Origin of the sequence: Cellulosimicrobium sp. SH8 (assembly GCF_025818875.1) — a bacterium.
Classification (GTDB): domain Bacteria; phylum Actinomycetota; class Actinomycetes; order Actinomycetales; family Cellulomonadaceae; genus Cellulosimicrobium; species Cellulosimicrobium cellulans_D.
Genome location: NZ_JAMXMH010000013.1, coordinates 90245 through 109658, shown reverse-complemented (window position 1 = coordinate 109658; position 19414 = coordinate 90245). Strand labels below are relative to the sequence as shown.

Below are 19414 nucleotides of genomic sequence, written 5' to 3'. Positions count from 1 at the left end.
CCACGGTACCGGCGCGCCCCGCGCCGCTCAGCGCGCGGCGAGCAGCTCGGCGACGACGGCGGGGACCGCGTCCGCGACGTCGAGCGCCGCGACCGGGCCGCCCGGGTTCGCCCGCTCCGCCGCGAGGCCGTGCACGACGGCGGCCGCGGCAGCGAGCTCCGCGACCAGCCCCGGCTCCCGGACGACCCGCGCGGCGTGCGCCGCCAGCACGGTGCCGAGGATCCCCGCGAGCACGTCCCCCGCCCCCGCCGTCGCGAGCCAGGCCGGTGCGTCGGCCTGGGACCACGCGCCCTCCGGCCCGACGACGACGGTCGCCGAGCCCTTGAGCAGCACCGTCGCGCCCGTGGCCGCGTGCGCGCGTCGCGCCCACCGCAACGGCTCGGCCTCCACGTCGGCGCGCGTCACGTCGTCACCGCGCGACCGCAGCAGCGTCGCGAGCTCCCCCGCGTGCGGGGTGAGGACGACCGACGCCCGGCAGCGGTCAGGCAGCAGGGACAGCGCCCCGGCGTCGACCACCACGGGCACCCGTTCCCCGACGACGTCCGCGGCGAGCTCGCCCGTCGCGGCCGCGAGCGCGTACCGGACCCGCTCGTGCTGGCCGCCGTCGTCCACAGGGTCGTCGTCCGGGCCGGGGACGGGCGGCACGCCGGGCCCGAGCACCCAGGACTGCACGCGGCCCGCGGCGGGCACCACCTCGGGCCGGGTCGCGAGCACCGCGCGCGTGACGTCGTCGGGCCCGCGGTAGCGGACCATGCCCGGTCCGGTGCGGACCGCGGCGCTCGCGACGAGCACCGCCGCGCCCGGGAAGGTCGACGTGCCCGCGACGACGCCCACGACGCCGCGCGTGTACTTGTGGTCGGTCGGGCCGGGCACGGCCCAGAGGGCGGCGACGTCCGCCGGCTCGAGCCGGCGCACGACCGGCGTCGCGGTCCCGCGGTCCGGGGCGTGCGCACCGTCCCGAGCCGACGAGCCGTCCGGGACGGGCGTGGCGTCCGGGACGGGCGAGGCGTCCGGAGCGGACGCGTCCGTGGCCCGCGTGCCGAGGCGCAGCCCGATGTCGACGACCGCGCCGTGACCCGCGAGGTGCGTCGCGGGTGGCAGGAGCAGCCCCGGCTTGGCGGCGCCGAACGTCACGGTGCGGTCGGCGCGCAGCACGGGGCCCGGCACCGTCCCGTCGTCGACGCCGATGCCGCTCGGCGCGTCCACCGCGACGACCCAGGGACGGCCTCTCGACCCGTCGCGGGCGCCACCACCCGCCCCGGGCGCGTCGCCCCCGTCGAGCACCCCACCGGGTACGCCGCCGGGCGCCCTTCCGTCGAGCACCGCGGAGACGTGCCGCACGAGGTCCGCCGCGACGCCGCGCAGCGGTCCACGGGCGCCGATGCCGACGAGGCCGTCCAGCACGACGTCGGCCCGCGCGACCTGCGCGGCGACCCGGCCGGCGACGTGCGGGTCCAGGTGGTCGTGCGGTCGGTCGGCGCGCGTCGCGTCGTCGGGGCTGCCGACGAGCACCTCGACGGACCCGCCCGCGTCGCGGAGGGCCGTGAGCCCGCCCGGGTGCGCGTGCTCGCCGGTGAGGACCGCGAGCACCTCGACGCCCCGGCGCGCGAGGTGCGCGCCCGCGTGGAGCGTGTCCCCGCCGTTGTTGCCCGACCCCACGAGCAGGACCGCCCGGGCCCCCGTCACGCGCCCGTCCCGACGGCCGCCGTCGGGCAGGGCGACCGACCGCCGTCGGGCGAGGTCGCGCGCGACGATCGTCGCGAGCGCGAACGAGGCGCGTTCCATGAGCGGGACGCCCGCGGCGAGCAGCGGCTCCTCGGCGGCGCGCACGTCGGCGGCGGACCAGGCTTCGATCATGACCTCATCCTGCCCACCGTGAGCTCTCGTCGCCTGCCCGGCGGCGTCCGCGGAGCGGCGCGACCGAGCGGTGAGACGACGCACGGGGGCGCGCTGCGGGCCGCATGGCCCCGCATAGGGTGGCGACCATGCGATTCGGACTCTTCATCCCCCAGGGCTGGCGCTACGACCTCGTCGACGTCCCGCCCGAGGACCACTGGAAGACCATGCTCTCCCTCCTGCACTACGCCGACAACGCCGCCGCGGGCGAGCCCCTGCCGGGCGGCGAGTTCGCGTGGGACGGCGTGTGGGTCTACGACCACTTCCACACCACGCCGACCCCGAGCACCGAGGCGACGCACGAGGCGTGGACGCTCATGGCCGCGTTCGCGGCGGCGTCGCAGCGCGTGCGCCTCGGCCAGATGTGCACGTGCATGGCGTACCGCGACCCGACCTACCTGGCGAAGGTCGCCGCGACCGTCGACCACGTCTCCGGCGGGCGCCTCGAGATGGGCATCGGCGCGGGCTGGTACGAGCACGAGTGGCGCGCGTACGGGTACGGGTTCCCGAGCGCGGGCGATCGTCTGCGCGCGCTCGACGAGGGCGTCCAGATCATGGCGAGCATGTGGCGGACCGGGTCGTCGGGCACGTTCGAGGGCCGGCGCTACCAGGTCGACGGCGCACTCTGCTACCCGCAGCCCCTGCAGCGGGTCGTCGTGGACGGCGAGGGCGCGAAGCCGAGCATCCCGCTGTGGATCGCGGGCGGCGGCGAGAAGAAGACGCTGCGGATCGCCGCGCAGCACGCGCAGTACACCAACTTCGACGGCTCGCCCGAGGGCTTCGCGCACAAGTCGGCGGTGCTCGAGCAGCACTGCCGCGACCTCGGCCGCGACTTCGGCGAGATCACCCGGTCGGCCAACTACAACGTGGTCATCGGCGAGACCGAGCAGGACGTCGCGGACCGGCTGGACCGGATCGAGGAGCACGCGCGCCGGTACTTCCCCGAGAAGGCGGACGACAACGTCCGGTCGTGGCGGAACGGCCCCCTCGTCGGGACGCCGGAGCAGATCGTCGAGACGCTCACGGGCCTGCGCGACCAGGGCCTCGGCTACGCGATCGGCTACTTCCCGTTCGCCGCGACCGACCGCGACCAGCTCGAGCTCTTCCAGCGCCAGGTCATCCCGGCCCTCCAGTCCTGACCGCCGCACCTTGTGGGCATGAAAAGGGCCCGGTCCTCGGCCGAGAACCGGGCCCTTTTCATGCCCACAGCGCGGGGCGGGGGGTCAGCCCTCCGCGACGACCATGGCCGACGCGATGCCGGCGTCGTGGGAGATGCTCAGGTGCCACGCCGTGATGCCGAGCGCGTCCGCGCGCGCCGCGACCGTGCCCGTGATCTCGACCTCCGGCGGGCCCCCGACGACGCGGTGCACCGTCGCGTCGTGCCACCGCATCCCCGCCGGGGCACCGAGCGCCTTGGCGATGGCCTCCTTCGCGGCGAACCGCGCCGCGAGCGACGCGGGCGGCAGGTCGCGCTCGGCGTCGGTGAACAGCTTCTCGCGGAGCCGGGGCGTGCGCTCCAGGGTCTCCATGAACCGCGCGACGTCCACGACGTCGATCCCCACGCCCTTGATCATGCGCCCACCCTACGGCGGGAGCCGTCCCGCCCGGTCCCCCCGCCAGGCGATCTCACCACCACGAGCAGGTGGTCCCGGCTCGTCCGGGAGACCGGACGAACCAGGACCACCTGATCGGCGTGCGAGAGGTTCGGCGGAGGGCTACTCGACCGTGACCGACTTCGCCAGGTTGCGCGGCTGGTCGACGTCGAGGCCCTTGGCCGTCGCGAGCGCCATCGCGAAGATCTGCAGCGGCACGACGGCCAGCAGCGGCGAGAGCAGCGTGGGTGACTCGGGGACCCAGAAGATCTCGTCCGCGTAAGGGCGCACGGCGTCGTCCCCGTCCTCGGCGATGACGAGCGTGCGCGCGCCGCGCGCCCGGATCTCCTGGATGTTCGAGATGACCTTCGAGTGCAGGCCCTCGCGGCCCTTCGGCGACGGCACGACGACGAACACCGGCTGCCCCTCGTCGATGAGCGCGATCGGGCCGTGCTTGAGCTCGCCCGCGGCGAAGCCCTCGGCGTGGATGTACGCGAGCTCCTTGAGCTTGAGCGCGCCCTCGAGCGCGACGGGGAACCCGACGTGCCGGCCGAGGAAGAGGACGGACTTCGCGTCCTTCATGGACCGCGCGGTCGCGCGCACGTACTCGCCGCGCTCGATGACGGTCTGGATCTTGCGCGGCATGTCGCGCAGGTCCTCGAGGATCGCCGAGATCTCGTCCGGGAACTTGTTCCCGCGCAGCTGCGCGAGGTAGAGGCCCAGGAGGTACGCGGCGGTGATCTGCGACAGGAACGCCTTGGTCGAGGCGACCGCGATCTCCGGCCCGGCGTGCGTGTAGAGCACGGCGTCGGACTCGCGCGGGATGGTCGACCCGTGCGTGTTGACGATCGAGATGACCTTGGCGCCCTGCTCGCGCGCGTGGCGCACGGCCATGAGCGTGTCCATCGTCTCGCCGGACTGCGTCACGGCCACGACGAGCGTCTTCTCGTCGACGATCGGGTCGCGGTAGCGGAACTCGTGCGCGAGCTCGACCTCGACCGGGATGCGGCACCAGTGCTCGATCGCGTACTTCGCGACGTGGCCCGAGTACGCGGCGGTCCCGCACGCGACGACGATGATCTTGTCGACCGACCGGAGCACGGCCTCGTCGATGCGCACGTCGTCGAGCACGAGCTTGCCCGACGGGTCCGTGCGGCCGAGCAGCGTGTCCGCGACGGCGTGCGGCTGGTCGTGGATCTCCTTGTCCATGAAGGAGGAGAAGCCGCCCTTCTCCGCGGCGGCGGCGTCCCAGTCGACGGTGTAGCGCTTGGCCTCGGCCGGGTTCCCGTCGAAGTCCGTCACCTCGACGGCGGTCGGGGTGATCGTGACGATCTGGTCCTGCCCGAGCTCGAGCGCCTCCTTGGTGTGGGAGATGAACGCCGCGACGTCGGAGCCGAGAAAGTTCTCGCCCTCGCCGATCCCGACGACGAGCGGCGAGTCGTGCCGCGCGCCCACGACCGTGTCGGGCGAGTCGGCGTGGACCGCCAGGAGCGTGAACGTGCCCTCGAGGCGGCGGGCGACCTGCCCCATCGCGAGCGTGAGGTCCTTGGTCTCGCGGTAGGCGCGGGCGAGGAGCTGCGCCGCGACCTCGGTGTCCGTCTCCGACCGGAACTGCACGCCCTCGGCGAGCAGCTCGGACTTGAGCGTCGCGAAGTTCTCGACGATCCCGTTGTGGATGACCGCGAGGCGGTCGTCGTCCGCGAGGTGCGGGTGGGCGTTGGTGTCCGTCGGGCCGCCGTGCGTCGCCCAGCGCGTGTGTCCGATCGACGCGGTCGCCGCGGGGAGCGGGTGCAGGTCGATCTCCTCGACGAGGTTCGCGAGCTTGCCCGACTTCTTGGCGAACGCGACGGCGTCGATCCCGGGCGCGACGAGCGCGACCCCGGCCGAGTCGTAGCCGCGGTACTCGAGCCGACCGAGTCCTTCGAGAGCGACGTCGAGGGGTCGCCCCGAGGCCTCTCCGACCATGGTTCCAGGGCCTACGTAGCCCACGATTCCGCACATGGTGATCGAGTCTATCCACGGCGCACGGCACCTCGGGAGCGGCGAGAATCCGCGGGTTTTGGTGACCACCGCTGCCATATTCGGCCGTCTCCGGGCGACCCCGTGGCGCGACCCGCGGCACGACCCACGGCCACGATCCGGCAGAATCGCCGGGTGGACAGTTCTCCCCGTCCGACCGAGGCGACCGGACCGACCGGGCTCACGACCGGCCCCGGCGCGAGCGCACCCGTCACCGATCCCGACCCGGCCGAGCTCCTGCCCGCCCGGCTCGCGGCGCCCTCGGCGTCGCCGTACGTGGACCTGGACCGGGCGGTGTGGAGCCGCCTGTCGGAGTCGACGCCGCTCCCGCTCACCGACGACGACGTCACCCGGCTGCGCGGCCTCGGCGACCCCATCGACCTCGCGGAGGTCGACGCCGTCTACCGCCCGCTCTCGCGGCTGCTCAACCTCTACGTGACCGCCACGTCGGGGCTGCACGAGGCGACGTCGACGTTCCTCCGGGAAGACACCGGCAACACGCCGTACGTCATCGGCGTCGCGGGGTCGGTGGCCGTGGGCAAGTCCACGACCGCGCGCGTCCTGCGCGAGATGCTGGCGCGCTGGCCGGAGACGCCGCGCGTCGAGCTCATCACGACCGACGGCTTCCTGTACCCCAACGCGGAGCTGGCCCGCCGCGGCCTCATGGAGCGCAAGGGCTTCCCCGAGTCCTACGACCGCCGCGCGCTCATCCGGTTCCTGTCCCGGGTCAAGGCCGGTCACGCCGAGGTGCGGGCGCCCGTCTACGACCACCTCACGTACGACATCGTGCCCGGTGCCGAGACGGTCGTGCGCAAGCCTGACGTGCTGGTCGTCGAGGGGCTGAACGTCCTGCAGCCGGCCCGTCCGAGCGCGCACGACGAGTCCACCGTCGCGGTCTCCGACTTCTTCGACTTCTCGATCTACGTCGACGCCCGCACGCGCAACATCCGGCAGTGGTACGTCGACCGGTTCCTCGCCCTGCGCCGCACCGCCTTCGCCCGGCCCGAGTCGTACTTCCGCCGCTACGCCGACCTCACGGACGAGCAGGCGGTCGAGAAGGCGAAGTCGATCTGGGACGCGATCAACGCCCCGAACCTCGAGCAGAACATCCTGCCGACGCGCGGCCGCGCGACGCTCGTGCTCACCAAGGGCTCGGACCACTCGGTCCAGCGGGTCCGGCTGCGCAAGCTCTGAGCCGCCAGGTCGGCGGGCCCGCGCCCCGCGCCCTCAGGAGGCGCGCGGCGCGGCGCCGGGCCGACCCGACGCCGTCGTCCCCGTCGCCTCGGACGACGGCGCGCCCGTCGCCGGGCCGGCGTCGGACTCCGCGGGGGTGCGGTCCGGGGCGCTCGCCTCGTCCGCGTCCTCCGACTCCGGGGTGGTCGCGCTCTCGGCCCGAGGCAGCTCGCCCCGGCGGCGCGCGCGCATCATGAGCACGCGGTCGATGGCGAAGCCCGCCGCGATCCCCAGGACGACGCCCACGACCATCGCGAGGAGCGGCTCGTGCCCCAGCCACTGCGCCGCGACGAGCCCGATGAGGACCGAGTACAGCGCCCACGTGACGGCCGCGATCCCGGAGAACGCCATGAAGCGGCGGCGCGGGTAGCCCACGGCGCCGGCCGTCATGTTCACCGCGACGCGGCCGACGGGGATGTAGCGCGCGGCGAGGATGAACGACGCCCCGCGGTGCGCGAGGGCCCGCTCCGCCCACGCGACGGCCTTGCGGCCCCGCGCCGAGCGCAGGAACCGGACACGGTCGGTGCCGATGGCACGACCGATCGAGAACGCGATCTGGTCGCCGGTCCACGCCCCGGCCGCGGCGACCAGGAGCACGAGGAGCAGGTTCGGCTCGCCGGTCGCGTGCGCGGACACGGCGAGCGTGATGACGACGGACTCGCTCGGGATGGGCGGGAAGAACCCGTCGATCGTCGCGAAGCCGAACAGCGCGGGATAGATCCACGCGGACGCCGCGAGGGCGAGAATCCAGGTCTCCAGATTCTCCAGGAAGGTCGACACGGCGTCGGGCAACGGCGTCCTCGTTCGTCGGCTGGCGGGGAGGCCAGGCGGGCGGCGGCGGCAGGTCGGGCGTCCTGCGCCACGACAAGCCTACGGAGCGCGACGACGTCGACCATCAGGGAAACCCCCGGTCCACCCCTGAGGATTCCCGCCCGGCAGCGCCGCGCCCGGTGACGAGTCTTCCGTGCGGGCCGCCGCGGCGCGTCATCCCGACGAACGACTTCCCGCGACCGGCGGGTACGTCGTGAGGACCAGGCCCCCGCCGGCTCAGCCGTCGCGGCGGCGCGGGCGCGGCGTGCCGCGCAGCGGCTGGGCGCTGCCAGGGTCCTGCGGCCACGCGTGCTTGGGGTAGCGACCGCGCAGCTCGGCGCGCACCTGCGGGTAGCCCTGCACCCAGAACGAGGCGAGGTCCGCCGTGACCGCGGCCGGGCGGCCCGCCGGGGAGAGCAGGTGCAGCAGCACGGGCACGCGCCCGTCCGCGACGCGCGGCGTGCTCGCCCAGCCGAACGTCTCCTGGAGCCGGACCGCGAGCACGGGCTGGTCCTGCCCGTAGTCCACCGTGACGCGCGACCCGCTCGGGACCTCGAGCCGTTCGGGCGCGAGCGCGTCGAGGCGGGCGGCCTCCGGCCACGGCAGGAGGCGGCGCAACGCACCCACGAGGTCCGCGCCCCGCCCCGTGCCCCGTCCCCGGGCGACGGCCGGAAGGTCGGGACCCAGCCAGTCCTCGAGGCGCTCCAGGAGCGCGTCGTCGCCGACGTCGGGCCACGGGGCGCCCAGCGCGCCGTGCAGGAACCGCAGGCGGTCCCGCAGCCGGACCGCGCCGTCGGACCACGGGAGGCCGTCGAGACCGTCGCGACGCAGCCCGTCGCGCACGGTCGCCACCAGCAGGTCCGCGGGCGGGTCCCGCCACGGCTCGCGCGCGAGCTCGATCGCGCCGAGCGAGGTCACCCGGGCGGCGCGCACGCGCCCGCCCGACCATTCGGTGACGCCGGTCGACCGCAGCTCGGGGGCGGCCGCGGCACGCGCCGTCGCCTCGTCGACCGGCGCGGCGGACCGCACGACGGCGTCCGCCCGGCCCGCCGCGCGATCCACGTCCGCGACCGCGAGCCACGGCGAGCCCTGCAGCGGCGAGCCGGCGGGCAGCCGCGCGCCGGCGCCCGAGACCAGGAGGTACGTCTCGCCGCCCGGCCGCAGGCGGGCCAACCGGTCGGGGTGGGCGAGCGCGACGACGTGCCCGACGGCGGCGTCGTCGGCCGGGCGGCGCCGCGCGGCCGGGCTCGATCCCCCGGCCGCGTCGTCCTCGGCGGCGCGCGCCACCCGCTCGAGCCGGTCCCGCTGCGCGGCCCACGCGGCGGAACCCGGACCACCACGCCGCAGCGCTCGGAGGGCGGCGGGCAGGTCGGCCCCGGGCACCCGCACGTCCTCCGAGAGCAGCGCCACGACCTCCGCGGCGAGCCCCGCGCCCACCTCGGGGACCGCGTCGAGCAGCGCCCGCGCACGCCGCGGGTCGGCGGGGACGGCGGCGATGCGGCGCCCGAGCGGCGTCACCCCGTCCGGCCCCACGGCCCCCAGCCCGTGCAGCACGTCGCGGGCGGCGGCCCAGGCGGCCGGGGGCGGCGGGTCCAGCAGCGCGAGGCCCGCGCCGTCGGGGCTGCCCCAGCACGCGAGCTCGAGCGCGAACCCGGTGAGGTCCGCCGTACGGATCTCGGGCTCTGGGTACCGCGCCAGGCGCGCGTGGTCGCCCTCCGACCAGCACCGGTACACCGCCCCCCGCCCCTCGCGCCCGGCCCGCCCCGCGCGCTGCTCGGCGCCCGCCCGGCTGACGGCCACCGTGACGAGGCCCGGCAGCCCCCGGCGCACGTCCGTGCGCGGCTCGCGCGCGAGCCCGGCGTCCACGACGACCCGCACGCCCGGGACCGTGAGGGACGACTCCGCGACCGCCGTCGAGACCACGACGCGGCGCCGTGGCCCGGGCTCGAGCGCCCGGTCCTGCTCCCGCGAGGGCAGACGACCGTGCAGCGGGCGCACGTCCACGTCGGACAGCCCGCGTGCCAGCGTGCTCGTCACGGTGTCCACCTCGCGTGCGCCGGGGACGAACACGAGGACGTCGCCCGTCCGCTCGCGCAGCGCGCGGTGCGTGGTGGCGACCACGTGGTCGAGCAGCGCGGGCGCGGTGCCCCGCGCGTCGGTGCGCGGACCGCGCCCCGGGCACCAGACGACGTCGACCGGGTGGAGCCCGCCCTCGACCTCGACGACCGGAACCGCCCGCGCGCCCGTGCCGAGCACCCCCGCCGTCCGCCCGGCCTCGACCGTCGCGGACATCGCGACGAGCGCGAGGTCGTCGCGCAGGTTCTCGCGCACGTCCGCCAGGAGCGCGAGCGCGAGGTCGTCCTCGAGGTGCCGCTCGTGCACCTCGTCGAGCACGACGCCCGCCACGCCCGGCAGCTCGGGGTCGCGCTGGAGCCGGCGGACGAGCGTGCCCGTCGTGACGACCTCGACGCGGGTGCGTCGCGACGTCCGCGACTCGCCCCGCACCGTGTAGCCGACGGTGCCGCCGAGGTCCTCGCCGAGCAGGGTCGCGAGCCGCCGCGCGGCCGCCCGGGCCGCGATCCGGCGGGGCTGCGTCACGACCACGCGCCTGTCCGGGGCGTCTCCCAGCGCGACGGCGAGGGCGGGTGGCACGAGCGTCGTCTTGCCCGTGCCGGGCGGTGCCTGCACGACGACGGCCCCCACCGCCCGCACCGCGGCGACCACCTCGGCGAGGTGGTGCCCCACCGGCAGGTCGGGCGGCGCGGCGAGGAGTCGGCTGAGCGGGTTCACTTCCGTAGTCTCCCGCGCCGACGCACCCGCGCCTCGCCGCTCAGGACCGCGTGGCCCGGTCAGCCCGCCTCGCGGGAAGCTCCCGGGAGCCGGGCGACCCCGAGCGTGGACGAGAGGGTGCGCAGGTCCGCCCCGTCCACGTAGAGCTCGCCCCGCAGGTGGTCGGTCTCGTGCTGGACGATCCGTGCGGCCCACCCGGTGAGCACGTCGTCGAACGGCACGCCCGCCTCGTCCTGCCCGGTGAGGCGCACCGAGCGGGCACGCGTCCGCTCCGCCTGCCAGCCGTGCACCGAGAGACAGCCCTCGAAGAACGTCCGGGTCTCGTCGCCGACGGCCTCGTACCGCGGGTTGACGAGCACCCGGAAGGCGAGCGGCGGGCGTTCGCGCTCGTCGTCCACGTCGGGAGTGCCGGGGTCCTCGACGACGGCGAGCGCGAGGCCGATCCCGACCTGCGGCGCCGCGAGGCCCACGCCGGGCGCCGCGTACATCGTCGCGCGCATCGCGTCGAGGAACCGCGGCAGCACGTCGCCGAGCTGCCCGGCGTACGGCACCGCCGGCGTGCGCAGCACGGGCTGACCCGCCTGCACGATCGGCAGGACGCCGTCGTCGTACTCGTCGAGGAGCGCGACCACGTGCTCGCGCAGCACCTCGTCGACCCCCTGCCGCACGCCGGTCGTCCGCCCCGTGGCGCTCACAGCGCGAGCCGGTCCCGCACGACGCCCGCGAGCCGCGCGGCGACCGCGTCGGCCTGCTGCTGCGTCGCCGCCTCGACCATGACGCGCACGAGCGGCTCGGTGCCCGACGGCCGCAGCAGCACGCGACCCGTCTCGCCGAGGGTCCGCTCCGCGTCCGCGACGGCGGCCTGCAGCTCCTCGTCGCTCGACGCGCGCGCCTTGTCCACGCCGGGCACGTTGAGGAGGGTCTGCGGGAGGCGCTGCACGACGCTCGCCAGGTCGGCGAGCTTCTGGCCGGTCGCGCGGACGCGCGCCGCGAGCTGGAGGGCCGTGAGCACGCCGTCCCCCGTGGTCGCGTAGCGCGACAGCACGATGTGCCCCGACTGCTCGCCCCCGAGGCCGTACCCGTGCGCCCGCATCTCCTCGAGGACGTACCGGTCGCCGACCGCCGTCTGGACGGTGGTGATCCCCGCGTCGCGCATCGCGAGCAGGAGGCCCAGGTTGCTCATGACCGTCACGACGAGCGTGTCGTGCGGGAGCGCGCCCTCCTCCTTGAGCGCGAGCGCGAGGACGCCCATGATCTGGTCGCCGTCGACGACGGTGCCGCCGTGGTCGACCGCGACGCAGCGGTCGGCGTCGCCGTCGAACGCGACGCCGAAGTCCGCCTCGGACGCCACGACGACGGCCTGGAGCTGCTCCGGGTGGTTCGACCCGCACGCGGCGTTGATGTTGCGGCCGTCGGGGCTCGCGTTGATGACGACGACGTCGGCGCCGGCCGCGCGCAGCGCCGCTGGGCCGACGTCGCTCGCCGCGCCGTTCGCGCAGTCGACCGCGATGCGCAGTCCCGCGAGCGGCTTGTGGTCCTCGTCGGCGCCGATGCTCGCCATGAGGTGCTCGACGTACGCGCCGCCGGCGCGCCCCGAGTCCGGGGAGATCCGGCCGACCGCGCCGTGCGTCGGGCGCTGCCACTCCTGCCCGAGCAGGCTCTCGATCCGGTCCTCGACCGCGTCGTCGAGCTTGACGCCGCCGCGCGCGAGGAACTTGATCCCGTTGTCCTGCATCGGGTTGTGCGAGGCCGAGATCACGACGCCGAAGTCGACGTCCATGGTGCTCGTCAGGTACGCGACGGCCGGGGTCGGCAGCACGCCCACGTCCTTCACGTCGACGCCCGCGCTCGCGAGCCCGGCGATGAGCGCCGCACCCAGGAACTCGCCCGAGACCCGCGTGTCACGACCCACGACCGCGCGCGGGCGGTGCCCCTCCTCCTGCCCGCTCGCGAGCACGCGCGCCGCCGCGACGCCGAGGTCGAGGGCGAGCTCGCCCGTCACGTTGCCGTTCGCCAGCCCGCGCACCCCGTCGGTGCCGAAAAGCCGTCCCATGGAAAGTCCTTCCTCGACCCGGCCGTACGTCGACCGTACGACCGCCTGCCCTGCCCCGCCCTCGGCGGGCTTGGTCACCGTCCCTCACAAACGACGTCGGCCCCGGTGGACGAGGTCCACCGGGGCCGACGAGCGCACAGCGCGGATCAGCGCTTGGAGTACTGCGGTGCCTTACGGGCCTTCTTGAGACCGGCCTTCTTGCGCTCGACGACGCGGGCGTCGCGAGTGAGGAAGCCGGCCTTCTTCAGCGCGGGGCGGTTGTGCTCGGCGTCGATCGCGTTGAGCGCACGCGCGATGCCGAGGCGGAGCGCGCCGGCCTGGCCGGAGGTGCCGCCGCCGCTGATGCGGGCGACGACGTCGAAGCGACCCTCGACGTCGACCAGCTTCAGCGGGGAGTTCACGAGCTGCTGGTGAACCTTGTTCGGGAAGTAGTCCTCGAGCGTGCGCCCGTTGATCTTCCACTGCCCGGTGCCGGGGACGAGGCGCACGCGCGCGACGGCCTCCTTGCGGCGGCCCAGGGCCTGGCCGGGGGCGGTGATGCTCTGGCCGCGGCCCGTGGGGGCAGCAGACTCAGAGGTGTAGGTGCTGGGCGTCTCGTCGCCCAGGGTGTCGGTCTCGACGGTGGTCTCGGCCACGGGTGGTGTCCTCGCGTCTCTCTGTGCGCTACGCCTGGGGGGCGATTACTGCGCGACCTGGGTGATCTCGAACGGCTTCGGCTGCTGCGCGGCGTGCGGGTGCTCGGCACCCGCGTAGACCTTGAGCTTGCCGAACTGGGCGCGACCGAGGGTGGTCTTGGGGAGCATGCCGCGGACGGCCCGCTCCACAGCACGCTCGGGGTGCTTGTCGAGCAGGTCGCCGTAGGCGACGGCACGCAGACCACCCGGGTACCCGGAGTGGTTGTAGGCCATCTTCTGCTCGCGCTTGTTGCCGCTCAGGGCGACCTTGCCGGCGTTGATGACGATGACGAAGTCACCGCCGTCGACGTGCGGAGCGAAGGTCGGCTTGTGCTTGCCGCGCAGCAGGGTGGCCACGTGGGTGGCCAGGCGGCCCAGGACGACGTCGGTCGCGTCGATGACGTACCAGTCGCGCTGGACGTCGCCGGGCTTCGGGGTGTACGTACGCACGGTCGTAGCCTTCGTTTCTGTCTCAGAATGTCTTCTTCGACCGCTGAAGCGTGCGGCCGAGAGGGCAGGTCGTTGCGCGGCGGGCTCGTTCGACACCCGCTCCTTGGCCGGCAGCGAGTGGGCGCGCTAGCGACACGGGCGTCGTGAGGTGAGCACAACGACTCACCAGACTACCTGCGAGGCAGCCCGCCGGTCAAAGCGGCCGGACGGGAGGCAAGGCTGGAGGCTGGACGCTCCGCCACGCACGTCTCGCATCGGGTCGAGCGCGCGACGTGCACGCAGTCCGGGCAGTACAGGCGCAGCGTCCGACAGCTCGGGTCGGCGCAGTTCTCGTACTTCGCCGTCGCCGCGCCGCACCCGGTGCAGGTGCCGAGCGGGGTCGACCCCGGGCCGAGCTCGACGTGCATGCGCTCGTCGAACACGTACAGCGAGCCGTCCCACAGCCCCTGCGACCCGAACGCCTCGCCGTAGCGGACGACGCCGCCGTCGAGCTGGTACACCTCCTCGAAGCCGCGGGCGGTGAGGAGCGCGGACAGCACCTCGCACCGCACGCCCCCGGTGCAGTACGTGACGACCGGTCGTCGCTTGAGGTCGTCGAAGCGGCCCGAGTCGATCTCGGCGACGACGTCGCGCGTCGTGGCGACGTCCGGCACGACCGCCCCGCGGAAGCGCCCGATCTCCGCCTCGAACGCGTTCCGGCCGTCGAACATCACGACGTCGTCGCCGCGCTCCGCCACGAGGTCGTGGAGGGCCTGCGGGCTCAGCCGCGTGCCGCCCCCCACGACACCGTGCTCGTCGACCACGACCTCGTCGGGGACGCCGAACGCCACGAGCTCGGGGCGCACCTTCACGGACAGGCGCGGGAAGTCCCGACCCGTGCCGTCGGACCACTTGACGTCGATGTCCGCGAAGCCGGGGTGCTGCCGGGTCGTCTTCACGTACTGCTTGAGGTCCTCGACCGTCCCGCCCAGCGTCGCGTTGATCCCGTGCTCGGCGACGATCACGCGTCCCGTGAGGTTCCAGCGCTCCCCCAGCGCCCGTTGCCAGAGCTGCACCGCGCGGGGGTCCGACAACGGCGTGAAGGCGTAGAAGAGCACGATCTTGTGGACGGCCATGCCCACCAGGATAGGGACGGCAGCGGCCGCCCCCGTCACGCGGCGGCTACCGCGCCCGCTGCACCCGATCGACGTCCCAGACCGGCTCCGGAGCCTCGACGACCTCCCCGTCCCCGCGGAACACGAGATACCGATCGAACCCGCGCGCGAACCACCGGTCGTGCGTCACCGCGAGCACGGTGCCCTCGAACGCGGCGAGGCCGGTCTCGAGCGCCTCCGCCGAGTGCAGGTCGAGGTTGTCCGTCGGCTCGTCGAGCAGGAGCAGGGTCGCGCCGTCGAGCTCGAGCAGGAGGATCTGGAACCGCGCCTGCTGCCCGCCCGAGAGCGTCTCGAAGCGCTGCTCCGCCTGGCCGACCAGCTCGTACCGGTCGAGCGCGCGGCTCGCGCCCTCGCGTCCCATCCCGGCCCGGTGCCCGTCTCCCCGGTGGAGGATCTCCAGGAGCGTGCGCCCGCGCAGCTCCGGGTGGTCGTGGTTCTGGGCGAACCAGCCCGGCCGCACGCGCGAGCCGAGCACCGCGCGACCCGTGTGCGCCACGGGGTCGGGCCGGACCCCGTCGGACGTCGCGGCGTCGGGCACCACCCCGGGCTCGGGGTCGCTCCCGCCGGCGGCGAGGAGCCGCAGGAAGTGCGACTTGCCCGACCCGTTGGAGCCCAGCACCGCGACGCGCTCCCCGAAGAACACCTCGAGGTCGAACGGCCGCATGAGCCCGGTCAGCTCGAGCGCCTGGCACGTCACGGCACGCTTCGCGGTGCGACCGCCCGCGAGCCGCACGGTGACGCGCTGCTCGTGCGCGAGCACCTCCGGGGGGCCCGCCTCCTCGAACTTGCGCAGGCGCGTCTTCGCCGCCTGGTACCGGCTCGCCATCCCGTCGTTGTACGCGGCCTTGGTCTTGAGCGTCTGCACGAGCTCGCGCAGCTTCGCGTGCTCCTCGTCCCACCGCCTCGCGAGCTCCGCCAGGCGCTCGCGCCGGTCCGCGCGCGCCTGCGCGTAGGTCGCGAACCCGCCGCCGTGCACCCAGACCGTCCCGCCGCCGGGCGTCGGCTCCAGGGTCGCGACCTGGGTCGCCGTGCGGGACAGGAGCTCGCGGTCGTGCGAGACGTAGAGGACCGTCTTGGGCGACGCGACGAGCCGCTCCTCGAGCCAGCGCTTCGTCGGCACGTCGAGGTGGTTGTCCGGCTCGTCGAGCAGCAGGACCTCCTCAGGCCCGCGGAGCAGCGCCGTGAGCGCCAGTCGCTTCTGCTCGCCGCCGGACAGCGTGCGCACGTCGCGCCACTGCGCCTTCTCGAACGGGACGGACAGGACCTCGTCGGTCACCTCGTCCCACGCCGTCTCGGCGTCGTAGCCCCCGACGTCGGCCCAGTCGACGAGCGCCTGCGCGTACCGGAGCTGGGCGGGCTCGTCGTCGACCAGCATGATGTCGTGCTCGGCCGCGGCGAGCTCGACCGCCGCGTCCCGTACCGCGGCGGGCGCGAGCTCCACGAGCAGGTCGCGCACGGTGCGGTCGTCGTCGATGCGCCCCACGTCCTGCCGCATGACCCCGAGGCCGCCGCTGCGCACGACCGCCCCGCCGTGCGGCGCGACGTCGCCCGTCACGATGCGCAGGAGCGTCGACTTGCCGACGCCGTTGGGCCCCACGAGGGCGACCCGTGCGCCGTCCGCGACGCGCAGGCTCACCCCGTCGAGGAGCGTGCGGCCGTCGGGCAGGTGATACGTGACGTCGCTGAGGTCGAGGTGTCCCACGAGGACATGGTCCCCCGGGCGGGCCTGCCGGGTCACGCGGATTCCGCGCGCCCCCGTCCCTCCGGTGCCGGCGCGCCCCCGGCCGGGACGGCCGCCGTCAGCCCCGGGTTCAGCGCCGACCGCCCCCGAGGAGCCCGCCGAGGCCGCCCAGCAGGTCCCCGAGGCCACCCCCGGACCCGCCCGAGCCGCCGCCCAGCAGACCCCCGAGCAGATCGCCCAGGCCGCCGCCGCCCGCGCTCTCCGGGGCCGCCGAGGACGAGCCCGCACCGGCGTCCTTGCCCCCGAGCTGCTTCGCGAGGAACGCCAGCGCGATCGGCGCGAGCGCGGGCAGCACCTTCGACAGCAGCCCCTGCTGCGTGCCCGTCGAGTCGGCGAGCTGCGCGACGACGGCTTCCTCGTTCGACCCGAACACGTGGCGGACGATCTTCTCGCCGTCGGCGGTGTCCACGTCGTCGAGGTTCACCCCGCCCTCGACGAGCGACGGGTCGTGCTGCGTGAGCGCCTTGCCGAGCGACGCCGCGCCGGCCGGGTCCTGCGCGTTGGCCTGGAGCCCGCCGAGCAGCGCGGGGAGCGCCGCGCCCACGGCCTGCTGCGCCGCCGCCTCGTCGACGCCGAGCCGACCGGCGAGCTGGTCGAGCGGGATGGTGGACAGGATGTCGTCGATGCCGGCCATGATGGTCCTCGGTTCTCGGGCTCGTTCGCGGACGGCCGCGACGCGCGCGGCCCGTCCCACGGTATCGCCGGCGGCGCGTCGGTGCAGGTCCGGGCGCAGATGCTGCGCCCGACCGCACGAGGTGCCACTGTGGACGCATGAGCGAAGACACCACCGGCACCAGCCCGGACCCGGAGACCGGCGCCGAGGGCGACAACGACCAGCTCCAGGCCGAGGACACGCTGCTCGACCGCGGCGTGGACGACGTGCTCGACGAGGGCTACTCCCCGCCCGACCGCCCCCGGAAGAACCACTACGGCGAGACGCCGTGGGAAGAGGTGCACGGCGAGACGCTCGACCAGCGCCTGGCCGAGGAGGAGCCGGAGGACTGGGACCGCGACCCGCTCGACCGGCCGGACCGGACCCGCTCGGGCCGCCTCGTCGCGGACCCGGACGCGCTCGACGGACGCCAGAACGACACCTACGCCGACGACGAGGGCATCTCCGGGGGCGCCGCGGGCGCCGAGGAGGCGGCCGTGCACGTCGTCGAGGAGCCCTGAGAGGGCCGCCGCACGATCAGGAGGCACCGTCGTCCCAGACGTCCTCCTCGTTGCGCACCGCACGGATCCGGTCGGCGCGCCCGGCGAGCTCGTTGTCCGGCGGGTAGGTGACCTCCTCGAGCACCAGCCCGTGGGCGGGCACGACGCCGGCCCCCGCGTCCCGCCGTCGGCTCGCGAGGAGCTGCGCGGGCCAGGCGACGTCGCGCCGCCCCTCCCCCACCGCGAGCGACGCGCCGACGAGCGCGCGCACCATGTTGTGGCAGAACGCGTCCGCGCGGACGTGCGCGACGACGAGGCCCGCGTCGGGCCCGTCGACGGGCCGCGACCACGACAGGTGCTGGAGCTCGCGGATCGTCGTCGCCCCGGGGCGCGGCTTGCAGAACGCCGCGAAGTCGCGGACCCCGAGCAGCGGCCGCACGGCGGCGTCCATCGCGGCGACGTCGAGCGGGCGCCGGTTCCACAGGACCCACGCCCGCCGCAGGGGGTCCCGCCGCGCCGGGTCGTCAGCGACCCGGTACGTGTACGCGCGGTGCAGCGCGGAGAACCGCGCGTCGAACCCGGCCGGGGCCGGCGCCGCGCGGTGCACGACGACGTCCCCCGGGAGCACCCCGCCGAGCCGCGCGACGAGCGCCTCCCCGGGCGTCCGGTCGGAGCGCCCGGGCAGCGCCTCCCACTGGTCCCGCACGAGGTCGACGTGCGCGACCTGCCCGCGCGCGTGCACGCCCGCGTCCGTGCGACCCGCGACTGTCAGGCGCGGCGCCGGACCGCGCAGCAGCGTCGCGAGCCCCTCCTCGATCGCGCCCTGGACGGTCCGCAGACCCGGCTGGCGGGCCCAGCCGGCGAAGTCCGTCCCCTGGTAGGCGAGGTCGAGACGGACCCGCACGACGCCGTCGGGCAGCTCGGGCCGCGCGGCGGAGGCGAGGTCGTCGGAGGGTGCGTCGGGGGCCGGGGCGTCGCTCACGGGAGTTCACGGTAGTCGCCCGGCCGTGCGGTGCGCGCTCCGTCGTGCCTACGCTGCCGCCCATGACCGGCGACCGCGCAGACGTCCGCACCCTCGCCGTGGACTGCGGCGGCGGCGGTATCAAGGCGAACGTGCTCGACGTGTCGGGCACCGCGCACGCCGCCGCCGTCCGCGTGCCGACGCCCTACCCGCTGCCCCCCGAGCTGCTCGTCGAGACGATCGCGGAGATCGCGTCCACGCTGCCCCCCGCCGACCGGGCCACCGTCGGCATGCCCGGCATGATCCGGCGCGGGGTCGTCGTGCACACCCCGCACTACGTGACCCGCAGCGGCCCTCGCTCGCGGGTGGACCCGGCCCTCGTCGAGGCGTGGACGAGCTTCGACGTCCAGGCGGCCGTCGCCCGGCGGCTCGGCGTGCCCGCGCTCGTGCTCAACGACGCCGAGGTGCACGGCGCGGGCGTCGTGGCGGCGTCCGGGCTCGAGCTCGTGCTGACGCTCGGGACCGGCCTGGGCTCGGCGCTGTTCCACGGCGGCCGGCTCGCGCCGCACCTCGAGTGGTCGCGCGCGCCCGTGCGCCGGGGCACCACCTACGACGAGTACGTCGGCGAGCCCGAGCGGCGCCGGCTCGGCAACGGGCTGTGGTCGCGACGCGTGCTCGCGGTCGTCGAGGGACTACGGCCCGTCTTCTGGTGGGACCGGCTGTACCTGGGCGGCGGGAACTCGCGGCAGATCACCCCGAGCGTCCTCGACCGCCTCGGCGACGACGTCGTGGTCGTGCCCAACTCCGCGGCGCTCGTCGGCGGGGCGCGCGCCTGGGACCTGCCACCGGCCTGAGCGCGACCCGCGGCCGAGCACGTGGCCCTCGCGCG

At 75.3% G+C, this 19414-nt stretch carries 17 protein-coding genes; 4 read left to right on the top strand and 13 right to left on the bottom strand.

Annotation, left to right across the window (positions count from 1 at the left end; all coding sequences use genetic code 11):
• Positions 1 to 27: 27 nt before the first annotated feature.
• Positions 28 to 1857 (bottom strand): NAD(P)H-hydrate dehydratase, encoded by a 1830-nt coding sequence (locus NF338_RS18010; RefSeq protein ID WP_264032012.1) that lies wholly within the window; start codon positions 1855 to 1857, stop codon positions 28 to 30.
• A 128-nt stretch (positions 1858 to 1985) separates the two neighbouring features.
• Here NF338_RS18010 and NF338_RS18005 point away from each other — a divergent pair, with 128 nt between their 5' ends.
• Positions 1986 to 3035: a TIGR03560 family F420-dependent LLM class oxidoreductase gene (locus tag NF338_RS18005; protein WP_264032011.1), complete on the top strand. Its 1050-nt coding sequence runs from the start codon at positions 1986 to 1988 to the stop codon at positions 3033 to 3035.
• Between the two features lie 84 nt (positions 3036 to 3119).
• On the opposite strand, the gene NF338_RS18000 is transcribed toward NF338_RS18005, so the two are convergent.
• Both NF338_RS18000 and glmS read right to left on the bottom strand, forming a co-directional pair.
• Positions 3120 to 3470 (bottom strand): holo-ACP synthase, encoded by a 351-nt coding sequence (locus NF338_RS18000; RefSeq protein ID WP_047234559.1) that lies wholly within the window; start codon positions 3468 to 3470, stop codon positions 3120 to 3122.
• A 141-nt stretch (positions 3471 to 3611) separates the two neighbouring features.
• Complete coding sequence (glmS, locus tag NF338_RS17995) at positions 3612 to 5489, bottom strand: glutamine--fructose-6-phosphate transaminase (isomerizing) (protein ID WP_204540224.1); 1878 nt, start codon at positions 5487 to 5489, stop codon at positions 3612 to 3614.
• 255 nt (positions 5490 to 5744) lie between these two features.
• Here glmS and coaA point away from each other — a divergent pair, with 255 nt between their 5' ends.
• Positions 5745 to 6701: a type I pantothenate kinase gene (coaA, locus tag NF338_RS17990; RefSeq protein WP_087472820.1), complete on the top strand. Its 957-nt coding sequence runs from the start codon at positions 5745 to 5747 to the stop codon at positions 6699 to 6701.
• A gap of 33 nt (positions 6702 to 6734) precedes the next feature.
• On the opposite strand, the gene NF338_RS17985 is transcribed toward coaA, so the two are convergent.
• The 9 genes from NF338_RS17985 to NF338_RS17945 all read right to left on the bottom strand — a co-directional run bounded on the left by NF338_RS17985 (position 6735) and on the right by NF338_RS17945 (position 17046).
• A complete protein-coding gene (locus tag NF338_RS17985; RefSeq protein WP_264032010.1) occupies positions 6735 to 7532 on the bottom strand; it encodes a DedA family protein in 798 nt (265 codons plus the stop codon).
• Positions 7533 to 7787: 255 nt separating this feature from the next.
• Entirely contained in the window at positions 7788 to 10340 is a 2553-nt protein-coding gene (hrpB, locus tag NF338_RS17980; protein WP_264032009.1) for an ATP-dependent helicase HrpB, read from the bottom strand.
• Between the two features lie 59 nt (positions 10341 to 10399).
• On the bottom strand, positions 10400 to 11035 hold the full coding sequence (locus tag NF338_RS17975) for a peptide deformylase (protein WP_264032008.1): 636 nt from the start codon (positions 11033 to 11035) through the stop codon (positions 10400 to 10402).
• Positions 11032 to 12393 (bottom strand): phosphoglucosamine mutase, encoded by a 1362-nt coding sequence (gene glmM / locus NF338_RS17970; RefSeq protein ID WP_264032006.1) that lies wholly within the window; start codon positions 12391 to 12393, stop codon positions 11032 to 11034. Before glmM ends, NF338_RS17975 begins: the two co-directional genes overlap by 4 nt.
• Positions 12394 to 12539: 146 nt before the next feature.
• A complete protein-coding gene (rpsI, locus tag NF338_RS17965) occupies positions 12540 to 13028 on the bottom strand; it encodes a 30S ribosomal protein S9 (RefSeq protein ID WP_087471331.1) in 489 nt (162 codons plus the stop codon).
• A gap of 45 nt (positions 13029 to 13073) precedes the next feature.
• Positions 13074 to 13517: a 50S ribosomal protein L13 gene (gene rplM / locus NF338_RS17960; protein WP_047234564.1), complete on the bottom strand. Its 444-nt coding sequence runs from the start codon at positions 13515 to 13517 to the stop codon at positions 13074 to 13076.
• A gap of 170 nt (positions 13518 to 13687) precedes the next feature.
• Entirely contained in the window at positions 13688 to 14632 is a 945-nt protein-coding gene (locus NF338_RS17955; RefSeq protein ID WP_264032005.1) for a rhodanese-related sulfurtransferase, read from the bottom strand.
• 46 nt (positions 14633 to 14678) lie between these two features.
• Positions 14679 to 16373: an ABC-F family ATP-binding cassette domain-containing protein gene (locus NF338_RS17950; protein ID WP_264032004.1), complete on the bottom strand. Its 1695-nt coding sequence runs from the start codon at positions 16371 to 16373 to the stop codon at positions 14679 to 14681.
• A 109-nt stretch (positions 16374 to 16482) separates the two neighbouring features.
• Positions 16483 to 17046, bottom strand: coding sequence for a DUF937 domain-containing protein (locus NF338_RS17945; protein ID WP_264032003.1), 564 nt, complete (start codon positions 17044 to 17046; stop codon positions 16483 to 16485).
• 137 nt (positions 17047 to 17183) lie between these two features.
• Here NF338_RS17945 and NF338_RS17940 point away from each other — a divergent pair, with 137 nt between their 5' ends.
• Entirely contained in the window at positions 17184 to 17585 is a 402-nt protein-coding gene (locus NF338_RS17940) for a DUF5709 domain-containing protein (protein WP_264032002.1), read from the top strand.
• A 16-nt stretch (positions 17586 to 17601) separates the two neighbouring features.
• On the opposite strand, the gene truA is transcribed toward NF338_RS17940, so the two are convergent.
• Entirely contained in the window at positions 17602 to 18546 is a 945-nt protein-coding gene (gene truA / locus NF338_RS17935) for a tRNA pseudouridine(38-40) synthase TruA (RefSeq protein WP_412847185.1), read from the bottom strand.
• Between the two features lie 62 nt (positions 18547 to 18608).
• On the opposite strand from truA, the gene NF338_RS17930 reads away from it, so the two are divergent.
• Entirely contained in the window at positions 18609 to 19379 is a 771-nt protein-coding gene (locus NF338_RS17930) for an ROK family protein (RefSeq protein WP_264032001.1), read from the top strand.
• The last annotated feature ends 35 nt before the right edge of the window (positions 19380 to 19414 follow it).

Coding starts and splice junctions, on each gene's coding strand:
- NF338_RS17945 (WP_264032003.1), bottom strand. CDS start 17,046: ATGGCCGGCATCGACGACATCCTGTCCACCATCCCGCTCGACCAGCTC.
- NF338_RS17930 (WP_264032001.1), top strand. CDS start 18,609: ATGACCGGCGACCGCGCAGACGTCCGCACCCTCGCCGTGGACTGCGGC.
- NF338_RS18000 (WP_047234559.1), bottom strand. CDS start 3,470: ATGATCAAGGGCGTGGGGATCGACGTCGTGGACGTCGCGCGGTTCATG.
- NF338_RS17940 (WP_264032002.1), top strand. CDS start 17,184: ATGAGCGAAGACACCACCGGCACCAGCCCGGACCCGGAGACCGGCGCC.
- NF338_RS18010 (WP_264032012.1), bottom strand. CDS start 1,857: ATGATCGAAGCCTGGTCCGCCGCCGACGTGCGCGCCGCCGAGGAGCCG.
- NF338_RS17955 (WP_264032005.1), bottom strand. CDS start 14,632: ATGGCCGTCCACAAGATCGTGCTCTTCTACGCCTTCACGCCGTTGTCG.
- glmS (WP_204540224.1), bottom strand. CDS start 5,489: ATGTGCGGAATCGTGGGCTACGTAGGCCCTGGAACCATGGTCGGAGAG.
- glmM (WP_264032006.1), bottom strand. CDS start 12,393: ATGGGACGGCTTTTCGGCACCGACGGGGTGCGCGGGCTGGCGAACGGC.
- NF338_RS18005 (WP_264032011.1), top strand. CDS start 1,986: ATGCGATTCGGACTCTTCATCCCCCAGGGCTGGCGCTACGACCTCGTC.